Source organism: Streptomyces sp. NPDC031445 (assembly GCF_055581365.1).
Genome location: NZ_JBVIJO010000014.1, coordinates 82,422 through 104,208, shown reverse-complemented (window position 1 = coordinate 104,208; position 21,787 = coordinate 82,422). Strand labels below are relative to the sequence as shown.

Below are 21,787 nucleotides of genomic sequence, written 5' to 3'. Positions count from 1 at the left end.
CTTGACCGCCAAGGTATGGTGGCGGCGGGGAGGCTGTCATGGCGAGGGACGGAGCACGGACCGGACTCTTCGGGCGGCGTGACGAGTGCGAGGTTCTGGATGACCTGCTCGCGCGGGCCAGGGCCGGGCGAAGCGGGGTTCTGGTGCTGCGCGGTGAGGCGGGCATCGGGAAGACCGAGCTGCTGAATCATCTGCGCGACCGTGCCACCGGATGCCGCGTCGTCAGGGCGGCCGGAGTGCAGTCGGAGATGGAGCTTTCCTACGCCGGGCTGCATCAGCTCTGCGCTCCCCTGCTGTCCCGTCTTGATGATCTCCCCGATCCGCAACGCGACGCACTGCGGACCGCGTTCGGAATGCAGGTCGGCGACGCGCCCGACCGGTTCCTCGTCGGTCTGGCCACCTTGAGCCTGCTCGCCGGGGCCGTTGGCGACGAGCCGTTGCTCTGCCTGGTCGACGACGCGCAGTGGCTGGACCGCGTGTCGGCCCAGATTCTGGAATTCGTCGCTCGTCGGCTGCTTGCTGAATCGATTCTGCTCGTACTGGCCGTCCGCGAGTCCGGCACCCGCGAGATTCTGGCCGACCTGCCGGAGCTCGCTGTGCGGGGATTGAACGAGCGCGAGTCCCGCAGACTCCTCGACTCCGTCGTCACCGGGCCGCTCGACCAGCGTGTGCGCGACCGCATCATCGCCGAGACGCGCGGAAATCCGCTGGCTCTCCTGGAACTGCCGCGGGGCCTGACCGCCGTCGAGATGGCCGAAGGGTACACAGGGCCCGAGGTCCGTCCCCTGTCGAGCCAGATCGAGGCGGGCTTCCTCCGAAGGATCCGGTCGCTTCCCCGGGAGGCGCAACAACTGCTGCTCATCGCCGCCATCGATCCGGTCGGTGACGTGACTTTGCTGCGGGATGCCGCCGAGCGCCTGGGAATCTCCGTGGACAGTGCCGTGACCCACGCCGAGGCCTCGGGACTGATGACGCTCGGCATGTGGGTGCGCCTCCGCCACCCGCTGGTTCGCTCCGCGGCGTACCGTGCCCTCGGCTTCGAGGAACGTCGGCGCGTGCACGCGGCTCTGGCCGACTCGATCGACGCGAGCCTTTATCCCGAACGCCGCGTATGGCACCTGGCGAGCGCGGCGACGGGACCGGACGAGGCCGTGGCCGCCGAACTGGAGGGATCCGCCGGGCGGGCGCACGCGCGCGGCGGGGTCGCGGCGGCGGCGGCCTTCCTGCACCGGGCCACCGAACTGACTCCGGATCCCGTACGCCGCGGAGCCAGGGCGCTGGCGGCGGCGCAGGCCAAATACCGGGCGGGCGCCTTCGACGCTGCACGGGACCTGGTCGACGTCGCGGAACTGAGCCACCTCGACGAGGCCGGAGCCGCACAGGCGACCTTGCTCCGGGGACAGATCAGGTCCGCGGCAAAGAGCGCCAGCGCCGGCCTGCCGCTGTTGCTCGAAGCGGCCAAGCGGCTCCAGCCGTACGACTCCGTACTCGCCGGTGAGACGTACCGGGACGCGATCTACGCGGCCCTGACCGCGGGGCGGCTGGCCACGAGCGGGGTCCGTGACGTCGCCGAGGCGGTGCTGAGCGCGCCGGGTCACGTCGGCAGCGAGAGCCGTGAAGGTCTCCTCCTGACGGGTATCGCACGGGTGGTCACCGAGGGATACTCCGCGGGTGCACCCATCCTCGCGGAGGCCATCGACGCGTTCCGCACCGCAGGACTGTCCCAGGAGGAAGGTCTGGGATGGCTTCCGCTTGTGTGCCGCATGGCACACAGCACCTGGGACTTCGCCGCATGGTCCGAGCTCTCGGCACGGCTGGTCGACCTCGCCCGGGGCAACGGAGCGCTGGCCGTCCTGCCCTCGGCCCTCCTCCTGCGCCTGTCGAACCGGGTGTTCGCCGGCGACCTCCGCGGCGCCGATTCCCTCGCCGTGGAAGCGAACGCGATCGGTGAGGCCACGGGCAGCAGCTTCTTCGCGCACTACGGGGCACTCGTCGTGGAGCCCTTCAAGGGACGGGAGTCCACGACCCGGCAGGCGATCGAAACCCTCACGCGCGACCGTGTCCTGCGGGACGAGGGCAAGGTGACGACAGCGACCCAGTGGGCGGCGGCGGTCCTCTACAACGGCCTGTGCCGATACGAGGAGGCCTTCGCCTCCGCCGAGCGCGGATGCCAGAACCCGCAGGAACTCGGACTGTCCCTGCAGTCCCGGGTCGAACTCGTCGAAGCGGCCGTACGGCTGGGGCGGACCGCGCAGGCGGTCGAGGCTGTACGGACGATCGAGGAGATGGCCCAGGTCAGCCCGACCGACTGGGCGCTCGGCATCTCGGCCGCCACCCGTGCCCTGGTGAGCGAGGGGCAGGCCGCCGACCTCCTGCACCGGGAAGCGATCGAGCGGCTCGACACGGCACAGACCCTGATGGACGGCGCACGGGCACGGCTTCGCTACGGTGAGTGGCTGCGCGTGGAACAGCGCCAGACCGAGGCCCGTTCCCAGCTGAGCGACGCGCACACGATGCTCGGCGAAGCCGGAGCCGAGGCATTCGCGGAGCGCGCCCGGCGCGAGCTGCAGGCCATGGGCGTGAAGGTGCGCGCGAGCGCCTCGGCGACGCCGGTGGTCCTCACGGCGAAAGAAGTCGAGATCGCGCGACTCGCCCAGGGCGGCTTCACGAACCCGGAGATCGGCGCCCGGCTGTTTCTCAGCCCGCACACGGTCGAATGGCATCTGCGGAAGATCTTCGCGAAGCTGGGGATCTCCTCCCGCAAGGAGATCGGCTCCGTGCGACTCGCGGGGACGGCGGCCACGTCATGACCCGCCCAGGTTCCGGGAGGGGCGGGCCACCGAGGCGCGGCTAGACGGAGGAGACGTCAGGCTCCGCCAGCAACGTGGGTACGGTGACGATCTCCACCTCCCTGGTCAACAGGCGGTGCATGGGACAGCGCCCGGCGGCTGCCAGCAACTGCTCCCGCTGCGCCGGCTCCAGGTCGCCGGTCAGCCCGACGTTCTTGACGATACGCCCCTGGTCACCGAACCGTACGGCCACGTCGACGCGGTCGAGTGCCCAGTCATGCCGGTCGGCCAGCGCCCGCACGGCCATGGAAGTGCAGGACCCCAGTGCTGCCAGGAGCAGCTCACCCGGGGTGGGACCCGCGTCGGTGCTGACGGGTTCGGGTTCGTCGGCCGTCAGGGTGTGAGGGCCGACCGCGATGGAACGGGTGAGCCGTCTGCCTTCGGCAATGGACACGATGCGCGTGGTCATATGTCTTCCTCTCGACCGAGGTGCGGGGACCGGCCAGCTCATCCCTCTTCCGCAGAGACCGAGCGGACCACGCCCGTGTGACAGGCCGGCCCGGAAACGGCGCAGTGCCGTCTCGAGCCCCCCTGCCGCGGTGCCTGTCCGTGACCCCACCACGGCCCCACCACGGCCCCACCAGGGCACCACCACGCAGCCTCCCACGCGTTGTCCACGGCGCGGTCGCCACGCCGCCACGCGAGGGTTGGTCGCGCGGCGTTTCGTCGTCGCTCACCCACTCCAGAGGAGGAGCCGACCGTGGACACATACCTGAGGGAACGCACACCGGTGCAGGACAGTTGCGCGGTGGCCTCGGCGATCGACGATCTGGAGGGCGCGGTGTCCGTGTTCCTCCAGGCCCGGCCCTCGTTGGTGAACATCGCCTATCGCATTCTCGGCAACGTCACCGAGGCCGAAGACGTGATGCAGGAGGTATGGCTGCGGTTGCAGCGTACCGACCGCACAGCCGTGCACAGCCCGCCGGCGTTGCTGCGGACGATCACTGTCCGGGTGGCGATCAACGTGCTCCAGTCGGCTCGCAGACGGCGGGAGTGCTACGCCACCCCGTGGCTTCCGGATCCGCCGGACCCCGATGCCACCCCGGACGCGGTGGCCGAGCGGCGGGACGCCGTGGAGCGGGCGGTCGCCCTGTTGCTGGAGACGCTGACACCCCAGCAGCGCGCCGTGTTCGTCCTCCGGCACGGGTTCGGATACCCGTACGACCGGATCGCCGCCCTCCTCCACCTCTCCGTCGCCAACGCCAGGCAGCAAGCCACCCGCGCACAGCGGCGTCTCGACGCACCGCGCCGACGGCAGCCCGTGGACGTCGCAGCGCAACGCCGACTGGTCCAGGCCTTTCGCGCCGCCGCGCAGGTGGGTGACCTGGTCCGTCTCGAGCGGGTACTCCTGAGCGACGCCGGAGAACCCATGAGCGCCCCGCTCGGCAGGCCGGCGAACGGATAACCAGCGTGTGGCCCGGCCTGCTGCCGAGCCGGCTCCAAAGGCCGGGGGCGGCCGCAGAAACGGAACGAGTGCCCGGTCGTCGGCAGTGAGTCGGCCCGTAATCGGCACCAGTCCATCCAAACGGTCTCTACCGTTTCGCACAAAACGGCCATCCCCGCCTCGTCGTGTCACAGCGCGAGCACCTGCCTTGTCTGTACGGCGGAGCCGGGAACCGTCGTCGTTACGAGGAGGCACTCACATGCAGGTGGCCGTGGCCGGAGGAACCGGCCTGGTAGGGAAGTTCGTCGTGGCGGAGCTGCGGGCCGCGGGACACCAACCTGTCGTTCTCGCCCGTTCGCACGGCGTGGACCTCGTGACCGGCGTCGGCCTGGACGAGAGGCTCTCCGGCAGTGATGCGGTGATCGATGTGACGAACATCGTCACGACGAGGAGAAAGACCGCGGTCGACTTCTTCTCCCGGGCCACCGGGAACCTGCTTGCCGCCGCCCGGTCGAACGGAATCGGGCATCTGGTCACCCTGTCGATCGTCGGCAGCGACGAGGTGGATTTCGGGTACTACTTCGGCAAGCGTGCTCAGGAAGCACTGGTCCGCGACGGAGGCGTGCCCTGGACTGTGCTCCGTGCCACCCAGTTCTTCGAGTTCCCCGAGCCGCTGCTGGACAACCGCTCACCGGTGGTCATGATGCCGAGGATGCTCACCCAGCCCGTCGCCGCCCAGGACGTCGCCGAGAAGCTCGTCGAGCACGCGGTACAGGGACCTTCCGGTATGGCGGCACGGGAGATCGCGGGGCCCGACCGGCTGGAGATGGTGGAGATGACGCGCCGTATTCTGCGCTCTCGGGGCCGGCGGCGGCTCGTCGTGCCGGTGGCGCTTCCCGGGAAGGCGGGCAGCGCCATGTCGGGAGGCGGCCTGCTGCCGCGTGGGGAGTACGTCCAGTGCCGCAGGACGTTCGACGAACACCTCGACTCCCTGAGGCAAGTCATGACAACCGGTCGGTGACTGCCGGCGGGGGTGGGCGCCCCACGGTTTCGGGGCCCACCCCCGTGTCCGGGCTCAGGCCCCGTCGCCCGCCGGCGGCGAGCAGGCCACCGACCGGTCGTTCCCCGGGGCCGCTACGCCGGCCCTCTCGGCGTCGGGAGGCCGCCTCACAACGCCGCGTGCAGGTGTCGTCGGGACGGGATGCCCAGCTTGGCGTACACCTTCCGTAGGTGCCATTCCACGGTGTGCGGACTGAGGAACAGTTGGGCGCCGATCTCCGAGTTGGTCAGACCGTCCCGGGCCAGCAGCGCGATCTGCGTTTCCTGGGCGGTCAGCTTCTCCGCCGCGACACCGTCGCGCCGGGTCACCGTCTCACCGGTGGCCCGCAACTCGCGGACGGCGCGTTCGGCGAAGGCGCTCGCACCGAAGTGGCTGAAGAGGGCGTGTGCCTCGCGCAAGTGTTCCCGGGCGTCCACGCGACGGCTCTCCCGCCGCAGCCACTCCCCGTAGAGCAGGTGGGCCCGGGCCAACTCCACTCCGGCCCAGGTACGTCCGAGTCGTTCGATTGCCTCGCGGTACAGCTCCTCGGCCCCGTGACCCCGACCGAGCAGCGCCCGGGAACGCGCCTGGACACCCAACGCCCAGTTCGTGGCGGCGGCGTCCGTGGCCCGGGTCAACCGGTCCAGTGCGGCCCTGGCCGCGTCCTGGCGACCGCTGCGCGCTGCGGCTTCCACCAGTTCGACCAGTCCCCAGTTGGCCGCGATCATGTCCTGCTGGTGCGCGGTCGCCTGACGGGCCGCGTCGAAGGCCTTTTCGTATCTGCCCAAGCCGTTGTTGAGCACGGCTGCCGCCCGCAGTCCGATGGCCACGCCGAGGCCTTCACCGCGCTGCACGGCCTCGTCCGTGCCCGCCTCGATCAGCGGAACGGCCTCGTGCTCGCGGCCTCGCCAGGCGGCGAGCGTCATCGTGCCGTACGGAGCGAAGCTGGTGCCGGCCGCGTCCTGAACCCGCGCGATCTCCGCGATGAGCAGGGCCGCCGCCTCCAGTTCACCGGCGCACGTATGCAGGAAGACCCGCGAGTTGAGCGCGAGAGGCAGCTCGGCCAGCGCACCGACGGCCCGTGCGGTGTGGACCTGACGTGTCACCAGCTCCGCCCAGCCCTCGTCGTCCCACATCTCGGCCGCCAGCGCCGAAGCCGGCCACGACAAGCGCAGGATCTCCTCAGGGTCGGTCTCCCGGCGCAGCGCCCGTACCGCTTCGCGCGAGGCGGCAACCGCCTCGCGGTATCCGGCGGTGAAGCGGATGGCCAAGGCGTTCAAAAGCAGATCGGCGGTGCGCGGCGGTCTCGTGGCGGGCGGCAACGTCTTCCGCGCGGTCGCCGCCACCTCGCGTACCTGTGTGCCGGAAGCGAGGCGTCCGGCGAAAATGGCGGCCGACAGGGCGTCAAGGAAGGTCTCGCGAGCGAGGCCTGCATCGAGCGGCACCAGACGCCGGGCGGTGGCCAGCAGAAGGGGGAGCGCCTCTTTGTCCCGGTTCGAGGTGAAGGTGATCCGGGCCTGGAGAAGGTCCACGCTGGCGCGGCCGAGTGCGTCCAGGGCGCCGCTCCCGGCCAGCGCCAGCAGCTCGCGCGCCGCGGCGGGCGCACCGGCGCGGAGTTTCGCCTGAGCCGCGGCGAGGGCGCGCGTCGCCTTGCGCCGCGGGTGAGGCGTGAGTACGGCCGCGTGTGCGAGGAACGCCGCCGCGGCGGCGGTGCCTCCCCGGGCCAGGGCCCGCCCGGCCGAGGACTCCAGCTCGGCGGCGACCGCCTCGTCCGGCCGGACCGTCGCCCGCGCCAGGTGCCACGCACGGCGGTTCGGGTCGAGTTCGGGGTCGGTCACCTCCGCCAGGACGCGGTGAGTCTCCCGTAGCTCCCCCAGCCCGGCCGACCGGTAGATCGCGGAGCGCAGGAGCGGATGCCTGAAACGCACCAGGGCCCCGATGTCGAGCAACCCCGCCGTCACCGCCGGGCCGGCCGCGTCGGAGTCGATGCCCAGTCGCTCGGCGGCACGCCTGAGCAGCGCCGCGTCACCGACCGGCTCGGCGGCGGCGAGAAGCAGCAGGCGCTGCGTCGCGGCCGGCAGCGAGCGGACCTGCCTGAGGTAACTCCGCTCGATACGGCCGGTCACCGGTCCGGGATCGGGCAGGTCGAGCCCGTCTGCCGGCCCGGTCCCGATGCGACCGCGGGGAAGTTCCAGCAGCGCGAGGGGGTTGCCGCGGGCTTCGGCGAGGATGCGATCACGGATCGGCTCGTCCATCGGGCCGTCGGCCGCCGCGTCCAGGAGTGCGCGCGCGTCCGCGTCGTCGAGGCCGTCGAGTCTCAGCTCGGGCAGACCGGCCCACTCGTCACGTCCCCGTTGTTCACGGGAGGCGAAGATCAGTGCCAGCGGTTCGGCGTAGACGCGCCGCGCCACGAACGCCAGCGTGTGCGCGGAGACCCGGTCCAGCCACTGGGCATTGTCCACGAGGCAGAACAGCGGCTGCTCGGCCGCCACTTCGGTCAGCAGCCCGAGTACGGCCAGACCGACGAGGAACCGGTCCGGAGGCGGTCCCGTGCTGAGTCCGAACGCTGTGGCCAGCGCCTCTCTCTGCGGGGGAGGAAGGGAGCCGACACGGCCGAGGAACGGTGCGCACAACTGGTGCAGCCCCGCGAAAGGCAGTTCCATCTCCGACTCGGCGGCCGCCACACGGGCGACGCGGTGTTCGACGACGCGTGCCGCCAGGTGGTCCAGCAGAGCGGACTTCCCGATTCCGGCGTCACCGCGCAGGACCAGCACGGCGCTGTGTCCCGCCTCCACCTGCGAGACCAGCTCTTCGAGCGCCCCGCACTCGCGGCGGCGACCACGCAGCCGCGCCGGATTGTCCCCACTCATCCTGGCTCCTGCACGCGTGGGAGCATAACAACGCCACGAGCGGCTGGTCCCGGGCTGCTCAAGGACGCATCTTCACTCGCTCGCCGCGTACGGCAGTGGAGGCGCCGTCGGCGGCGAGCACTCTTTCCAGGGCCACGAGATCGCCCGACCGGGCCGCCGTGCGGAAGGCCGTCACGAGGCGTCGGTGTGCGTCCGGGTCCACCGGCCGGAGCCGCCGGCCGCCGGCGAGACGCTCTTGTGCACGGAAGACCTGCTGCCTGGCATGGGCATCGTTGATGTGCAGAATCCGGGAGATACGGGAGTAGGGGTAGCCGAATCCTTCCCGAAGCACGTACACCGCGCGTTGGTTCGGGGTCAGCGTCTCCATGAGCAGGAGGACGGCCCGTTCGACGGCGTCCTGCAACTCGGCCGTCGTGTCCGGACCGGCCTGGTGGTCCATCGAATCCGGCAGCCACGCGCCGGCGCAGGTTTCCTGGCGTCTGCGGGCGGACTGGACGACGTTGATGGCGAGCCGGATCGTCGTCGTCCTGAGCAGCGCCGGCGGGTTGAGCACGACCGTCCGGTCGGTGCCCTGCCACCGCACCCATGCCTCCTGGAGGACGTCCTCGGCCTCGACCGCGTCGCCGGTGATGCGGCGGGCGATCCTGAGCAGCCCGGGCCGGGCCCGCACGAACACCGACACGGCGTCACCGAGTTCGTCCGCGGCCGGGCCGGCCACCACGCCCGGCATGTCCCGGACCGGCCTGGGTCTGGTCGGATACGGCTTCACGACCGGCTCCTTCACTCGACGGGATGCGCCCGGAAGGGCGGCAGAGCAAAGGTCACACCCGGGTGTGACGGATCGCACCCCGCGGAGGCCGTAGGCGGGTTCGTAGTGGTCCGTGGCGGCCCCGTGGCGGATCAGTGAAAGGTCACGCTCAGATGCTCCGTGGACCAGCGCATTCCGACGCTGACCGGCCGCCGCCTTCTGCCCGGGTCGGCTTGTCACACAGGTCGCCCTTATTCAGTCAATTAGCTAGAAACCTGCACTTTCGGGTATTCGCGCTGATGTTGCAGCCGGGGACCAACCGGCGTGACATCGGACGCGGAGAGGAGGTCACATGCTGCTCGACAGGGACCACTCCAGCATTCCGGGGGCCGACTGTGCGGGGCTCACCGCGGGGGACGGCGCCCCGGTCGCCGACACTGCTCTCCGCGAGGCCGACCAGCCGGTGCGCGGCCCTCACACCTACCTGGGCACTGTGCTCACCGAGCCTGTGAAATGGCTGATCGGCGTGCCGTTCCGGCTCGGCGGGACCCGTGTGATCCGGATGTACTACGTGGTCGACGAGGATCTGGACGCCGCCGACGCCGTGCACGTCGCCATGGAACGCGCGAACGACCCCCAGGAGCGGCACGCGCACGGCGATCTGCCGGTGGGGGCCGAGCGCATCGAGGTGCGGAGGATCCTCCTGGACATCCTGGGGCACATAAGCCTGGACGACGGGCGCTGACCTGGTGGCGCCTACGCGGTCGAGGGGGTTGCGGGACGGCACGTGGCTGGGAGACGTTCGGTGGGGTGGCGCGGAGTTGCCCGGACGTGATGCGGGTTCGACGCGGACCTCGCGCAGGTGCGTGGGGGTGATGAACAGCCGGGCCCGCTCGGCGGATCGGTGAGCAGGCCCCGGGCCGGGCTCGCGATGCGCGGCATCCTGAGCGATCGGCTCAGCGCGGAACCGGACGCTTGTCTCGCGGGAGGACTCGCCGTGGCCTGCGGCAGAGGAGCCTTCTTGACCGGCACGGGCGAGGCGCGGTCTGTGACGCGGATCACGGGCATGGCAAGGCATGGCTGCCTCGCGACGGCCGATGTTTCCTTGGCGACATGAACGAAATCCCTGCGGTTCCTTTCCCTGCGCCGTCCCACTGGATCGACGGTCGCCCTCTCCGGGGTTCCGGGCCTTTGATGGACGTGGTCAATCCGGCCGACGAAACGGTGATCGCCGCGGTGCCCGAGGGCACGGCCGAGGACGTGGACAAGGCGGTGGACGCCGCGCTCGCCGCCTTCCCGGGATGGGCGTCGACGCCCCCGGAGCACCGTGTGGCCGCTGTGCGGCGCCTGGCCGAAGGACTTCAGCAGCACTCCGAGGCACTCGCCGCCGCCATCACTCTGGAGATGGGCGCCCCGATCGGGTTCTCCCGACAGGCGCAGGTGGGTTTCCCCGTCGCGGCGACCTTGGCCGCGATCACGTCGGCCGAGCGATTCGAGTGGACGGAGGTGGTCGAGAACTCTCTCGTCATCCGGGAGCCCATCGGCGTGGTGGGAGCCATCACCCCTTGGAACTTCCCGCTCCAGCAACTGGTGACCAAGGTCGTCCCGGCGATGCTGGCGGGCAACACCGTCGTCCTGAAGCCCTCCGAGAACAGCCCACTCAGCGCCCGCATGTTCGCTGAGATCGCCACAGAGGCGGGTCTGCCGGACGGTGTGTTCAACGTGGTGCAGGGCACCGGTCCGGTGGTCGGCGAGGCGCTCTCCCGCCATCCGAAGGTCGACATGATCTCCTTCACCGGGTCCACCCGCGCCGGCAGAAACGTCTCCGTCGCCGCCTCCGGCACGGTCAAACGCGTCGCACTCGAGCTGGGCGGCAAGGCGGCCCACATCGTCCTTCCCGAGGCAGACCTCGACTTCGCGGTCCATCGCGGTCTGGCTTATGCCTGGGCCAACGGTGGTCAGGCCTGCGGCGCCTACACGCGCATGCTGGTGCCCGAAAGCCTTCAGGAGACCGTGGTCGAGAAGCTGCGGGACGCCGCCATGGAGTACGTCGTCGGTGACCCCTCCGACGAGGGCACCAGGATCGGCCCGCTCGCCTCGGAGACCCAGCGCAGGCGCGTCGACGACTACATCCGGCGCGGCATCGCCGATGGCGCCACGCTCGTGGTCGGTGGTCCCGGCCGGCCGGAGGGCTTCGAGACCGGTGCCTACGTCAGGCCCACGATCTTTTCCGACGTCGACCCCGAGTCCGTCATCGCCCAGGAGGAAATATTCGGTCCCGTCCTCGTCGTCATCCCCTACGTCGACGACGACCACGCCGTCGAGATCGCCAACGGCACGATCTACGGCCTCAACGGCGCGGTGACCGGTGACGAGGACCATGCCATGGCGATCGCCCGGCGCCTGCGCGTCGGCCAGGTCGATGTCAACGGTGGACCACACAACTTCCAGGCCCCGTTCGGCGGGTACAAGCAGTCCGGCAACGGCCGGGAGATGGGCCGTGCCGGTCTCGAGGAGTTCCTCGAGACCAAGGCGATCACCCGCTGACACACCGCGTCGCCATCACCCCGGGAGGTAAAGCCGGGACGCCGATGCTCCTCCCGGGGCGGCGCGGCCGCGGAGGGACGCGGCCTCGCACGGCCGAGGCCGCCATGAATGCCGTCCCGACGCTCGCGAGGGTGCGGGACGGCACACCGCTGCGGGGAATGAGTGGTCCTGGCTGCGTTGCTGATCCGGGCGGAGTGCTCCGTGAAGGACGCGGTCGCGGCGGTGCCTCCTCGCGCAAGTCCCGGTCCGGACATCCACGGACCGGCGACTCCGCACAGGACGGGCACCGTTCGGTGAGAGAGGAACGTCATGGCAGATCGGGCAGCGCTGGCGGCCTTCCTGCGGGCACGCCGTGAGGCCCTCCAGCCGGAGGACGTCGGACTGCCCCGCGGGCGCCGCAGGCGCACCGGAGGGCTGCGCCGCGAGGAGGTCGCGGCACTGTGCGACATGTCGGTGGACTACTACAGCCGGCTCGAGCAGCCACGGGGCCCCCATCCCTCGGAACAGATGCTCGCCGCGATGGCCCGCGGGCTGCACCTGTCACTGGAGGAGCGTGATCTCCTCTTCCAGCTCGCCGGTCACGCCCTGCCTCGCCGGGTGCGGCGCGGCGACCACATCAACCCGGGGATGATGCGCATCCTGGACCGGCTGGAGGACACTCCCGCCCAGGTGGTGAACCACCTCGGCGAGACGCTGAGACAGACGCGCCCGGCGGTGGCGCTGCTGGGTGACGAGACTGCCTACACCGGACTGGCGCGTAGTGCCCACTACCGCTGGTTCACCGACCCGGTCGCCCGCCTGGTCCACCCCGGAGAAGACCACGCCGAGCAGAGCCGTCTGATGGTGGCGGACCTCCACGGCGCCTACATCCGCGACGGCGGCGACTCGCGTGCCGCCGAACTCGTGGACGCGCTGAACAGGGAAAGTACCGAATTCGCCGGTATCTGGCGCGAGCGTCCCGTGCTGGGACCCTACTGCGCCTCGAAACGCTTCCTGCACCCCCAGGTCGGGACGTTGGAACTGCACTGCCAGACGCTGGTCGACCCCGACCAGTCCCAGCGGCTCGTGGTCTACACCGCGACACCGGGCACCGAGAGCCATACCAACCTGCGCCTGCTGTCCCTCCTGCCGGCCGCCGGGGGAGCGTACGTTCCGGGCAGACCGTGAGTAGCGCGGTGCACGTTCTCGGGGTGCTGTCCTTCCCCGCGTCCAGCACGAGGTAGCCGGCCGGGTCGGCGTCGTGGGCGCCGGCAGAAGGCTGCGACGCCCACCCGCCGGCTCCCGCGCCTCCTACTCGAGCGACTGCGCCTCGGCAGGGACCTCCTGCATCAGCGCGGCGATATGGGTGGGGATGGGCGGAACGGGTTCACGGCGCACACCGGTCGCCGGGGACCAGACCAGATTGACGTGCAGGTCGGGGTCGACGGCGGGGTGGTCGGACCGGTTGTGACAGCCTCGTGTTTCCCGCCGCTCCAACGCGCACAGAAGTGTCGCGCGAGCGGCGAGAACGGCGGACCTGAGGTCGAAGGCGTACGCGAGGTCCTGAAAGCCGCCGATGTCGATGTGCACGCCCACGCAGGCCATGCGGGCTTCTATCGCATCGAGTTCGGCGAGCCCGTCGGCGAGTCCGGCCTCGTCACGGACGACACCGGCGCGCTCCGTCATCAGGTGCCGCACCGACCGTTGCAGCGCGCGGACGTTCTGTTCACCGTCGGCTGCCACCAGCCGGTTCACGTCTGCCTCCGCGGCGCGGACCGCCGCGGGCGACCGTTGCTGGGAGGTGAGCCGGGCCGAGTACTCGGCAGCGGCCCGGCCGGCGATCCGCCCGTAGACGAGTACTTCTGTCAGCGCGTTCTCCGCCAGCCGGTCCGCACCGTGCAGACCACTGGCCGCCTCCCCGACCACGAAGAGCCCGTCGATGTCGGTGCCGTGGTCCTCGGGCCGTACCCAGACACCGCCCATGGAGTACTGGACGCTCGGCGCGACCTCGATCGGGTCATGGGTGATGTCGAGCGTCTGAAGGTCCAACAGCGTCTTATGCACGTGCGGCAACCGCGTCAGTACCGTCTCACGCGGCAGGTGGGACAGGTCGAGCCACACGCCGCCGTCCCGGGTACCGCGGCCCTCCTTGATCTCTGTGTAGGACGCCAGCGTGATCCGGTCCCGGCTGCCGAGTTCCATCCGTTCGGCGTCGTAGCGGGTCATGAACCGCTCACCGAGGTTGTTGAGGAGGACCCCGCCCTCGTCGCGAGCAGCTTCGCTCACGGGCGTGCCGGCCGCGTTCTCCGGCTTGATCAGCCCGAAGGGGTGGAATTGCACCAGCTCCGGATCGCGCAACCGGGCGCCGGCCTCGACGGCGAGGCGGAAGGTGTCGCCGGTGTTCTCCCCTCGACGCGACGCCGTGTGCCGCCAGATGCCCGTGTGCCCACCGGTGGCGAGGATCACGGAGTCGGCGTGCAGAAGGTAGTGCGAGCCGTCGACGAGGTCGAACCCATAGGCACCGAACACCGTCCCGTCGTCGACGAGCAACCGGGTGACGTAGACGTTCGACAGGACGGGAACGGCGAGCTGCTCGGCGCGTTCCCGGAGTGTTCGCCGCACCTCCAGGCCGGTGTGCTCGTCGGTGAACGCGCCACGACGGTACGTGTGGTCACGGAACCGGTGCCGGGCGGCGGCGCCGCGACCCTGCCGATCAAGGCGCATGCCGTAGCGCCTGACGTCGTGGAACCCTTGCGCGGCGTGGCGGGCCACGACCTGCGCGGTGCGCGGGTCGGCCAGCGAGTGCCCCGCCCGCAAGGTGTCAGCCGCGTGCCGTTCCCACGACTCCTCGGACCCGGTGCTGCGGGCTGACTCGGTCAGACGTCGGAAAGTCGTCACAGTATGGTCATCGTCGACCGTGCGTTTGGCCACCGCGATGACCGCGATGCCGGCCTCGGCGACTTCGATGGCCGCTCGGAGGCCTGACCCACCGGCTCCCACCACGAGTACGGACGTGGCGAGCTGGTGTCCGAGCGAAGACATGGGACCTCCTGCGGCGGCGGACGTGCGAGATCATAGGCAGTGGTCGACCGGACAGGGGCCATTTGTGTGACAGCGTCGGAGCATCTTTTGAAGTGGAGTCCGTCACAACGATCCGACACAAGCTGTGGAGCCGTCCCGGGTATCGTTGTGAGGATCGCTCCGACAACCGTTGTGGCAGCCCTACACCCCCGGATTCCTCCAAGGAGCCGCGTCGCATGATCGCCAGCCCGCTTCCCGACCTGGTCGGCCGGCGTCGCGAGTGCGCGGCCCTCGACGACCTGCTGGCTGGGCTGCGTGAGGGCGGGTCCCGCGTACTGGTGGTGCGTGGCGAGGCCGGCATCGGGAAGTCGGTACTCCTGAAATACGTCGCCGCGCAGGCGTCACGGGTGAAGTCGGCCTGGGCACACGGCATCGAGGCCGACATGGAGCTGCCCTACGCGAGCCTGCACCAACTGTGCACGCCCTTCCTCGACGAGCTCGACGAACTACCCGAACCCCAGCGTGACGCCCTCCGCGTAGCGTTCGGTATCGCGGCTGGAGACCCGCCCGACCGCTTCTTGGTCGGCCTCGCCGTTCTCACGCTGCTCACCCGGGCTTCGGAGAGCCGGCCGGTGCTCGTCCTGGTCGACGACGCCCAGTGGCTGGACCAGGTGTCCCTGCAGACCCTGGAGTTCGTGGCCCGACGACTGCTCGCCGAGGCCGTAGCGATGGTGTTCGCGGTACGTGACCCCGAGGGGCAGGAGGCGCTCCACGGTCTGCCGGCACTGCCGGTCGGCGGTCTCGACGCCGTCGCGGCCGGACAGCTCCTCGAGACTGCCGTCGGCGGGCGGCTGGAGAAGCGGGTCCGCAACCGGTTCGTGGCCGAGATGGGCGGCAACCCGCTCGCGCTGCTTGAATTCTCCCGTGGCCGCAGCGCCGCCGAGCTGGCGTACGGACTGGACTCGTCGACGTTCCGGAGCGTCCAGGGACCGGTCGCGAGCCGTGTGGAACGGGACTTCGCCAGCCGGCTCGGTTCGCTGCCTGCGGCGACCCGGACACTCCTGCTGATCGCCGCGGCGGAACCGGTCGGTGACGCGCGTCTGCTGGTCCGCGCCGCCGCCGCTCTCAAGATCACCCCCAATGCCGCACCGGCCAAGGCGGCCGGTCTGATCGAGTTCGGTGAGTCCGTACGGTTCCGGCACCCGCTGGTCCGTTCGGCGGTCTACCACAGAGCCGAGCCCGAAGAACGCCGAGCGGTGCACCGGGCGTTGGCGCAGGCGACGGACCCGGTTCTCGACCCCGACCGGCGCGCCTGGCACGCCGCCCAGGCCGCCGACGGGCCGGACGAGGAGGTCGCGGCAGGGCTGGAGCAGGCCGCTGACCGCGCGCGGCAGCGCGGCGGCATCGCGGCCGAGGCGGTGTTGCTGGAGCGCGCGGCCGAGGTGACGCCGGACCCGTGGCCGCGCGGGCGCCGAGCCCTCGCGGCCGCCGAGGCCCATTTCTCCGCCGCCGCACCCGATCAGGCGACGGAGCTCGCGACGGTGGCCGAACTGTGTCCGCTGAGCGCTCTCGACCGCGCCCGCCTGGAGCGCCTGCGGGCCAGGATCCTGTTCGCCCGCAGCCGAAGCGACGAGGCGGCACCTCTGCTCCTGCAAGCCGCCGCGCAGTTCACCGCCGCCGGGTCGCCACTGGCGCGGGAGACGTACCTGGAGGCGATCAGCGCGACCATCTTCGCGGGCCGGGTCCACGGTCCCACGGGCGCCCGCGCCGCCGCGATCGCGGCCCGCGGGTCCGGCGCACCCCCCTCGGGCTCCAACGCCGCCGACCTGCTCCTCGATGGTGTGGCCGCGCTCCTCGCGGACGGTTGTGAGACCGGCGTCCCGGCATTGCGGGGTGCGCTGGAGCCGCTCGCGCACGAGGAGCTGGGCACCCGTGAGGCGACAGTGCGCTGGCTCCTGCTGGCCCCGGTCGCGCTGGAGGCGTTCATCCACTACGCCTGGGACCTGCACGCGTGGGACACTCTGTCGAGTCGGGCCGTGCGGCTGGCCCGTGACATCGGAGCGCTGGGCGCACTGCCGCCGGCTCTCATCTACGCCGGTGGCGTGCACATCCATTACGGTGACTTCGCCGAGGCTGCCCGGATGATCGACGAAGCTGACGCCCTCGCCGCTGCGACCGGCCACGCCCCGCACAAGTACGCGACGCTCGTCCTGGCCGCCTGGAGAGGCGAGGCAGACGTCGCCGCCGGCATCATCGAAGAAGCCCGGCAGAGGGCGGAACAGCGCGGCGAGGTGGGACTGCTGGGGGCCATGGGCTACATCCAGGGCGTGCTGTTCAACGGCCTGGCACGTTACGAGGAGGCCTTGGCAGCCGCCCGCACGGGCATCGACCACGACGGGTTCAACTTCACGGGCCTGTCGCTGGTCGAACACGTCGAGGCCGCCACCCGGTGCGGTGAGCTCGACCAGGCCCGCGCCTCACTGGCCCGGCTGGTCGAACTCACCCGCGCCGCCGACTCCGGCTGGGCCCGTGGCGCCAGCGCCCGCAGTCAGGCCCTCCTCGCCGACGGCGACGAGGCGGACCGCCTGTACCAGACCGCGATCGAGGAGTTCGGCCGCGGCAGCGTGGCCGTGGAGGTGGCACGCACCCACCTTCTGTACGGCGAATGGCTCCGTCGCGACAACCGTCGTGCGCTGGCCCGCGAGCACCTTCGCACGGCTTACGAGATGTTCGACGGGATGCCCGCCCACGCGTTCGCCGAACGGGCCCGCCGCGAGCTGCTCGCCACCGGCGAGCACGTCAGGGTGCGGGAGAGCGCACCGGCGAACGCCCTCACTCCCCAGGAGGCGCAGGTCGCGATGCTCGCCGCCGACGGCATGACGAACGCGAAGATCGGTGCGGAGCTGTTCATCAGCCCGCACACCGTGGAGTGGCACCTGCGGAAGGTTTACACGAAACTCGGCATCAAATCGCGCCGAGCACTGCCAGGTGCTCTCGCGAGTACCCCGGCCGCGGACACCAAGGACAAGGTGCCGTCCGGCTGACGGCCGGTGCCGGGCCCCGGGTGACCCCACGGGGTCCCTACGGACTCGACCATGGGAACCAAGGGCGCGGTGCGGGGTGCCCAGGGCCGAGGGTGGGAGCCAACGCCCCTTGGGGGCGCCCGCCCCGCAAGGAGAGGTTCCCGAATGTCCGCGCCCAGTCCGGAGTCCACGACGCCGACCGAACCCCCGGTCACCTGGCCGGGCGAGGACGACATGCACATCGCCCTCGACGTCTTCCTGGCCCAGCGGACACGGCTGTTCCGCATCGCCTACCGGATTCTCGGTGACGTTTCGGCAGCCGAAGACGTGGTGCAGGAGGTGTGGCTGCGCTGGCAGCTCACCCACCGCGTGGAGATCGGCAATCCGGCCGCGTTCCTGACCACGGCCACGACCCGTCTGGCGATCAACGTCGTCCAGTCCGCGCGGCACCGTCACGAGACACCGGTGGAACCGGAGTTGGCCGACCTCGGCGACCGGGCCGCCCAGGACCCCCTGCTGTGTGCCGAGCGAACCACGGCGGTCGAGGCGGCCCTGGCCTTGCTCATGGCGAGGCTGACCCCGGACCGGCTGGCCGCCTACGTCCTGCGTAAGGGCTTCGACTACGCCTATGCCGATCTGGCGGGGCTGCTCCGGATCAGTGTCCAGAACGCACGAGTGGTGGTCCACCGAGCGCAGGCCCGACTGGAGTGCGACCGCGAACGGCCGGTCCCCGCGGAGTCGCATCGTCGTCTCGTATCCGCGTTCCGGACCGCGGCCAGCACCGGTGACCTGGGAGACCTCATCCGATTGCTCGTCCCGGACAGTCATGCGCACTGCCCTGTTGCCGCCGGCCCCCGCCTTGCCTCGTCCGGGTCATCAACCGTCCTGCACGCAGCGTGAGAGGGGACGCGGCGCACGAGGCTCCCCGCCGAGCCGCCGCCGTACCGACAGGACCTTGCTGGCGCGCGTCCGCGCTACAGCCGCGCCGCGGTCTGGATCACCGCGCTCACTGGTACTCGCATGATCACCGGCGACGTTCGACATGTACCGAACGCCCGGTAACATGGTCGGCATGCCGGACCACTCGTTCCCCGCCGACAGCGAGATCGCGCTGCCGCGCCTGCTCGGAGCGCTGAGCGACCCGACTCGGCTGGGGATCGTCCGCATTCTGTCCGACGGTGCCGAGCGCGGATGGGGCCAGTTCAAGGCCCCTGTCGCCAAGTCCACCCTCAGTCACCATCTCAAGATGCTGCGCGAGGCGGGCGTCACGCAGACCCGTCAGGAGGGTACGCGCTGCTATGTGCAGCTGAGGCGTGACGCCCTCGAGGCCCGTTTCCCCGGCCTCTTGTCGGCACTGCTGTCCGCCGCCGCCAGTGACAATATGGGAGATCACGTCACGGAACGTGACGAAGTGGCGTAACGACGTCACTGTCGGCGCCCCGTACTCGACGAGCTGTGTGTGGCCGGGCCGATGCCCCCTCGCCGCAGAAGTTGTGGTGCACACTGCCGCCGGACCCGCGCGCCGATAGCGTGTGACATGTTTCAGCCCTGTCGCGTGTATCACGCGAGGAGCCCATCGCCCGGCGAGAGTCCTGCCTGACCTGGGAGGACCGCTGCGGCGCCCTTGACTGTGGTCGTCACTCCGCCGCTTCCCCGGTTGACGAGGAAGCGAAGCCTTTCCATGATGTTCTATGTACATCGAACATCGAACAAGGAGGGTTTCATGCCTGCCGACTCCCTCGAGCGCACCTTCTCAGGCCATGTCGCGATCGTCACCGGCGCCGGCTCCGGCATCGGCCGGGCTACGGCCATCGCCTTCGCCCGAGCCGGCGCCCACGTACTCGGTGTGGGGCGACGTGAGGCACCGTTGAAAGAGACGGCCGCGGCCCACGACAACATCGAGGTCCTGTCGATCGACATCTGCGGCGACGGAGCACCTGCCAAGGTTGTCAGTGCCGCCGTGGAACAGTGGGGCCGTCTCGACCACCTCATCAACAACGCCGGCGCGACGGCGGTCATGCCACTGGCGGAGACCGACAAGCAGACGATTGTCGATCTGTTCGCGCTCAACGTCGTCGCCCCGAGCCTGCTGGCCCATGAGGCCCTGCCCCACCTGCGGAGGACCTCCGGGACCATCGTCAACCTCTCCAGCACATACGGCCACCGCCCCATGGCGGGCGGCGCGCACTACTCGGCCACCAAGGCAGCCGTCGAGCAGATGACGCGGAGCTGGGCCCTCGAGCTCGCCGGCGAAGGTGTGCGGGTCAACGCGGTTGCCCCCGGGCCCACCCAAACCGACGTCATGCTGCACGCGGGCCTGACGCCGGAGGCCGCCAACGACATGTACGCCTACGAGCGCGACCGTATCCCCACGCACCACATCGCGAGCGCCGACGAGGTGGCCCGCTGGGTGCTCAGTATGGCCGATCCCGCCGGACGTCATGCGACCGGTCAGGTGATCACCGTCGATGGCGGACTGGAACTCATCTGATTCCGCTGCCGTCGGCCCGGTCGCACGTGAACGGTGTGCACACTTCCGGCAAGGAACGGCACTGGAGTGAAGGCGCGGACGGGCGTCAGCGCACGGAGACGACCGTCAGAGCCTTGACGGGGCCGGGTCCACGCAGGGTGACGTCGAACAGCAGGTCTCCCTTGCCAGGACTCAGGCCGGCAGTTTGCCCAGGACCGAGTTCCCGTTCCCGGCCCTGCCGGCGCTCGCCCGGACGCGGCCCGTGGATGACGGTGACGTACACCGTGGACGGCCCGGTGTTGCGTATCCGCACCTGCGTGGTCTTAGAACAGCGCTTCGGAGCGTCGGGGGCCGGGCACACGTAACGCAGGTCGCCGAATCCGTACGTGCCGCAGGAGAGTTCCTGGTCGGCGGGGAGGACGGAACGGCAGGTGCGCCCGGCGCCGACACGGTTCTCACCTGGGCCGGCGCCGTCGTGTGCGAGTGAGATGCCGAGGGCGACCAGGGTCAGGGCGGCACAGGCCGGCCACGTGGCGGCCGACACGCGTTCGGGGCGTCTGCGAGCGGCTGACAGCGCGCGGTGACGTAGGGCGTTCACTGGAGTCCTCGGCACGGTTCGGCGAAGTCACATCATCGAACACTGTGTTGTCAGGTATCGCTCACCATGACCAAGCGTCGAGTGAATCTGTGACACGGATGAGCCTGCCCTGCCTTCTACAGTGTGCAGCGCTTGGGTTACCGTCAGGCACCACCGTGTCACCATGGCGAGCGGCGGTTCAGGCCGGGAACGCGAACAGGCGGTACTCGGAAAGCGTTGTGAATCCGAAGCGCCGGTACAGCGGCTCCCCGTCGGGGCTCGCCACGAGCGCGGCGGAGCGCATCCCTCTTTTCTGTGCCGTCTGGAGTGCGGCGAGCGTCATCGCGCCACCGATCCCCTGCCGACGATGTGCTTCGGCCACGTGCACGAGAAAGATGCCGGCCACCCCGTGGGCGTTGATCACCACCGTCGACCCGACTACCCGGCCTTCCAGTACCGCGGCCAGCCGGACGATGTCCGTGTTGTCCTCGCGTTGCGACTCGATGCGTACCATCTCCGGCTCAAGGCTAGGCGCGATACCCATCGATGTCCGGTACGTCCGGACCAGCTCCGCCAGCCTTTCCCCGTCCCGCACCGTGTCCACCCGCAGGCCGGCGCGACGGTCCTGACCGGTCGGCTCGGGCATCTCGGCCGGGTGGCCGAGCGACCTCGTCAGCACCGGCAGGACGGCGAGCTCCTGTGCGCCGTGGCCCCGCAGGGCGTCGGCGGTGTCGTCGGGGCTGTCGGCCCCGACCCACCACCACCAGGGAAGACCCGCCAGGTCCCTGCGCACGGCCGCCACGGCCGGCCCGATCGCGGACGTGGACCGCACGCGCACCACGCCGTTGAACTGCGGGGTGGCGAGCCCGCTGCGGAACTGCTCGACATCGGACCCTGGGCGGCTCTCCGCGTCCCATCCCATGAGGTACTGGCGGAAGTTGGCGAACACCGACGCCGTCAGGCCGCGGACCCGTGCAGTGTCTTGAGACTGCGTCCGGTCGTCGTGCGGCGTGCCGAACGCCCTTGCTGCATGCATCATGAACACGGCCTTTGCTTCGCGGTTGTCACGGGGCGCGGTGAGTGTAGTGCCGTACGGGGTTCCCGGCGGAAGGCGCAGGACGAGGCGATGCCCCCGCAGCCGAGCACAACATGGTCCGCGGCGGCACCCTGGAGGCGGCTTCCCACACCCGTGCGGTCACCTGGTCGACCGTGGGGCGCCGCGGCGTCGGACGACCGCAGCTGTCACAGACCGGGCGCCTGTCCTGTCAAGCCTTCAGCCA

At 70.5% G+C, this 21,787-nt stretch carries 16 protein-coding genes; 10 read left to right on the top strand and 6 right to left on the bottom strand.

Annotated elements, in window-relative coordinates; all coding sequences use genetic code 11:
* The first annotated feature begins 38 nt into the window (after positions 1-38).
* Complete coding sequence (locus tag ACZ5DC_RS31515) at positions 39-2,810, top strand: ATP-binding protein (protein ID WP_468658316.1); 2,772 nt, start codon at positions 39-41, stop codon at positions 2,808-2,810.
* Between the two features lie 40 nt (positions 2,811-2,850).
* Here ACZ5DC_RS31515 and ACZ5DC_RS31510 read toward each other — a convergent pair whose 3' ends face one another.
* Positions 2,851-3,258, bottom strand: a complete 408-nt coding sequence (locus ACZ5DC_RS31510) for an OsmC family protein (RefSeq protein ID WP_468658314.1) — start codon at positions 3,256-3,258, stop codon at positions 2,851-2,853.
* A 291-nt stretch (positions 3,259-3,549) separates the two neighbouring features.
* Here ACZ5DC_RS31510 and ACZ5DC_RS31505 point away from each other — a divergent pair, with 291 nt between their 5' ends.
* Positions 3,550-4,254: a sigma-70 family RNA polymerase sigma factor gene (locus tag ACZ5DC_RS31505; RefSeq protein WP_468658312.1), complete on the top strand. Its 705-nt coding sequence runs from the start codon at positions 3,550-3,552 to the stop codon at positions 4,252-4,254.
* A gap of 238 nt (positions 4,255-4,492) precedes the next feature.
* Positions 4,493-5,254, top strand: a complete 762-nt coding sequence (locus ACZ5DC_RS31500) for an SDR family oxidoreductase (RefSeq protein WP_468658310.1) — start codon at positions 4,493-4,495, stop codon at positions 5,252-5,254.
* A gap of 146 nt (positions 5,255-5,400) precedes the next feature.
* On the opposite strand, the gene ACZ5DC_RS31495 is transcribed toward ACZ5DC_RS31500, so the two are convergent.
* Together ACZ5DC_RS31495 and ACZ5DC_RS31490 are read right to left on the bottom strand one after the other, a co-directional pair.
* Positions 5,401-8,142, bottom strand: a complete 2,742-nt coding sequence (locus ACZ5DC_RS31495; protein WP_468658308.1) for a helix-turn-helix transcriptional regulator — start codon at positions 8,140-8,142, stop codon at positions 5,401-5,403.
* Between the two features lie 58 nt (positions 8,143-8,200).
* Positions 8,201-8,911 (bottom strand): sigma-70 family RNA polymerase sigma factor, encoded by a 711-nt coding sequence (locus ACZ5DC_RS31490; protein ID WP_468658306.1) that lies wholly within the window; start codon positions 8,909-8,911, stop codon positions 8,201-8,203.
* A 331-nt stretch (positions 8,912-9,242) separates the two neighbouring features.
* Between ACZ5DC_RS31490 and ACZ5DC_RS31485 the strand changes: the two genes are divergently transcribed.
* The 3 genes from ACZ5DC_RS31485 (at position 9,243) to ACZ5DC_RS31475 (ending at position 12,604) form a co-directional block, all read left to right on the top strand.
* On the top strand, positions 9,243-9,635 hold the full coding sequence (locus ACZ5DC_RS31485) for a hypothetical protein (protein ID WP_468658304.1): 393 nt from the start codon (positions 9,243-9,245) through the stop codon (positions 9,633-9,635).
* Between the two features lie 335 nt (positions 9,636-9,970).
* On the top strand, positions 9,971-11,437 hold the full coding sequence (locus ACZ5DC_RS31480) for an aldehyde dehydrogenase family protein (RefSeq protein ID WP_468658669.1): 1,467 nt from the start codon (positions 9,971-9,973) through the stop codon (positions 11,435-11,437).
* A gap of 309 nt (positions 11,438-11,746) precedes the next feature.
* Positions 11,747-12,604: a helix-turn-helix transcriptional regulator gene (locus tag ACZ5DC_RS31475; RefSeq protein ID WP_468658302.1), complete on the top strand. Its 858-nt coding sequence runs from the start codon at positions 11,747-11,749 to the stop codon at positions 12,602-12,604.
* Positions 12,605-12,727: 123 nt separating this feature from the next.
* On the opposite strand, the gene ACZ5DC_RS31470 is transcribed toward ACZ5DC_RS31475, so the two are convergent.
* Positions 12,728-14,458: an FAD-binding protein gene (locus ACZ5DC_RS31470; protein WP_468658300.1), complete on the bottom strand. Its 1,731-nt coding sequence runs from the start codon at positions 14,456-14,458 to the stop codon at positions 12,728-12,730.
* 215 nt (positions 14,459-14,673) lie between these two features.
* Between ACZ5DC_RS31470 and ACZ5DC_RS31465 the strand changes: the two genes are divergently transcribed.
* The 4 genes from ACZ5DC_RS31465 (at position 14,674) to ACZ5DC_RS31450 (ending at position 19,951) form a co-directional block, all read left to right on the top strand.
* Positions 14,674-17,481, top strand: coding sequence for a helix-turn-helix transcriptional regulator (locus tag ACZ5DC_RS31465; protein ID WP_468658298.1), 2,808 nt, complete (start codon positions 14,674-14,676; stop codon positions 17,479-17,481).
* 144 nt (positions 17,482-17,625) lie between these two features.
* Positions 17,626-18,360 (top strand): sigma factor, encoded by a 735-nt coding sequence (locus ACZ5DC_RS31460; RefSeq protein WP_468658296.1) that lies wholly within the window; start codon positions 17,626-17,628, stop codon positions 18,358-18,360.
* 172 nt (positions 18,361-18,532) lie between these two features.
* A complete protein-coding gene (locus ACZ5DC_RS31455; protein ID WP_468658294.1) occupies positions 18,533-18,880 on the top strand; it encodes an ArsR/SmtB family transcription factor in 348 nt (115 codons plus the stop codon).
* Positions 18,881-19,183: 303 nt separating this feature from the next.
* On the top strand, positions 19,184-19,951 hold the full coding sequence (locus ACZ5DC_RS31450; RefSeq protein ID WP_468658292.1) for an SDR family NAD(P)-dependent oxidoreductase: 768 nt from the start codon (positions 19,184-19,186) through the stop codon (positions 19,949-19,951).
* Between the two features lie 85 nt (positions 19,952-20,036).
* Here ACZ5DC_RS31450 and ACZ5DC_RS31445 read toward each other — a convergent pair whose 3' ends face one another.
* Together ACZ5DC_RS31445 and ACZ5DC_RS31440 are read right to left on the bottom strand one after the other, a co-directional pair.
* The gene (locus ACZ5DC_RS31445; RefSeq protein ID WP_468658290.1) at positions 20,037-20,474 is read right to left on the bottom strand and encodes a hypothetical protein; all 438 of its coding nucleotides are present in this window, start codon (positions 20,472-20,474) and stop codon (positions 20,037-20,039) included.
* A gap of 232 nt (positions 20,475-20,706) precedes the next feature.
* Positions 20,707-21,546 (bottom strand): GNAT family N-acetyltransferase, encoded by an 840-nt coding sequence (locus tag ACZ5DC_RS31440; protein WP_468658288.1) that lies wholly within the window; start codon positions 21,544-21,546, stop codon positions 20,707-20,709.
* Positions 21,547-21,787 lie beyond the last annotated feature (241 nt).

Bases quoted from the DNA above. Each gene is read 5' to 3' on its own strand.
- ACZ5DC_RS31510 (WP_468658314.1), bottom strand. From the start codon at position 3,258: ATGACCACGCGCATCGTGTCCATTGCCGAAGGCAGACGGCTCACCCGT.
- ACZ5DC_RS31515 (WP_468658316.1), top strand. From the start codon at position 39: ATGGCGAGGGACGGAGCACGGACCGGACTCTTCGGGCGGCGTGACGAG.
- ACZ5DC_RS31485 (WP_468658304.1), top strand. From the start codon at position 9,243: ATGCTGCTCGACAGGGACCACTCCAGCATTCCGGGGGCCGACTGTGCG.
- ACZ5DC_RS31460 (WP_468658296.1), top strand. From the start codon at position 17,626: ATGTCCGCGCCCAGTCCGGAGTCCACGACGCCGACCGAACCCCCGGTC.
- ACZ5DC_RS31465 (WP_468658298.1), top strand. From the start codon at position 14,674: ATGATCGCCAGCCCGCTTCCCGACCTGGTCGGCCGGCGTCGCGAGTGC.
- ACZ5DC_RS31440 (WP_468658288.1), bottom strand. From the start codon at position 21,546: ATGATGCATGCAGCAAGGGCGTTCGGCACGCCGCACGACGACCGGACG.
- ACZ5DC_RS31455 (WP_468658294.1), top strand. From the start codon at position 18,533: ATGCCGGACCACTCGTTCCCCGCCGACAGCGAGATCGCGCTGCCGCGC.
- ACZ5DC_RS31450 (WP_468658292.1), top strand. From the start codon at position 19,184: ATGCCTGCCGACTCCCTCGAGCGCACCTTCTCAGGCCATGTCGCGATC.
- ACZ5DC_RS31470 (WP_468658300.1), bottom strand. From the start codon at position 14,458: ATGTCTTCGCTCGGACACCAGCTCGCCACGTCCGTACTCGTGGTGGGA.
- ACZ5DC_RS31475 (WP_468658302.1), top strand. From the start codon at position 11,747: ATGGCAGATCGGGCAGCGCTGGCGGCCTTCCTGCGGGCACGCCGTGAG.
- ACZ5DC_RS31500 (WP_468658310.1), top strand. From the start codon at position 4,493: ATGCAGGTGGCCGTGGCCGGAGGAACCGGCCTGGTAGGGAAGTTCGTC.
- ACZ5DC_RS31495 (WP_468658308.1), bottom strand. From the start codon at position 8,142: ATGAGTGGGGACAATCCGGCGCGGCTGCGTGGTCGCCGCCGCGAGTGC.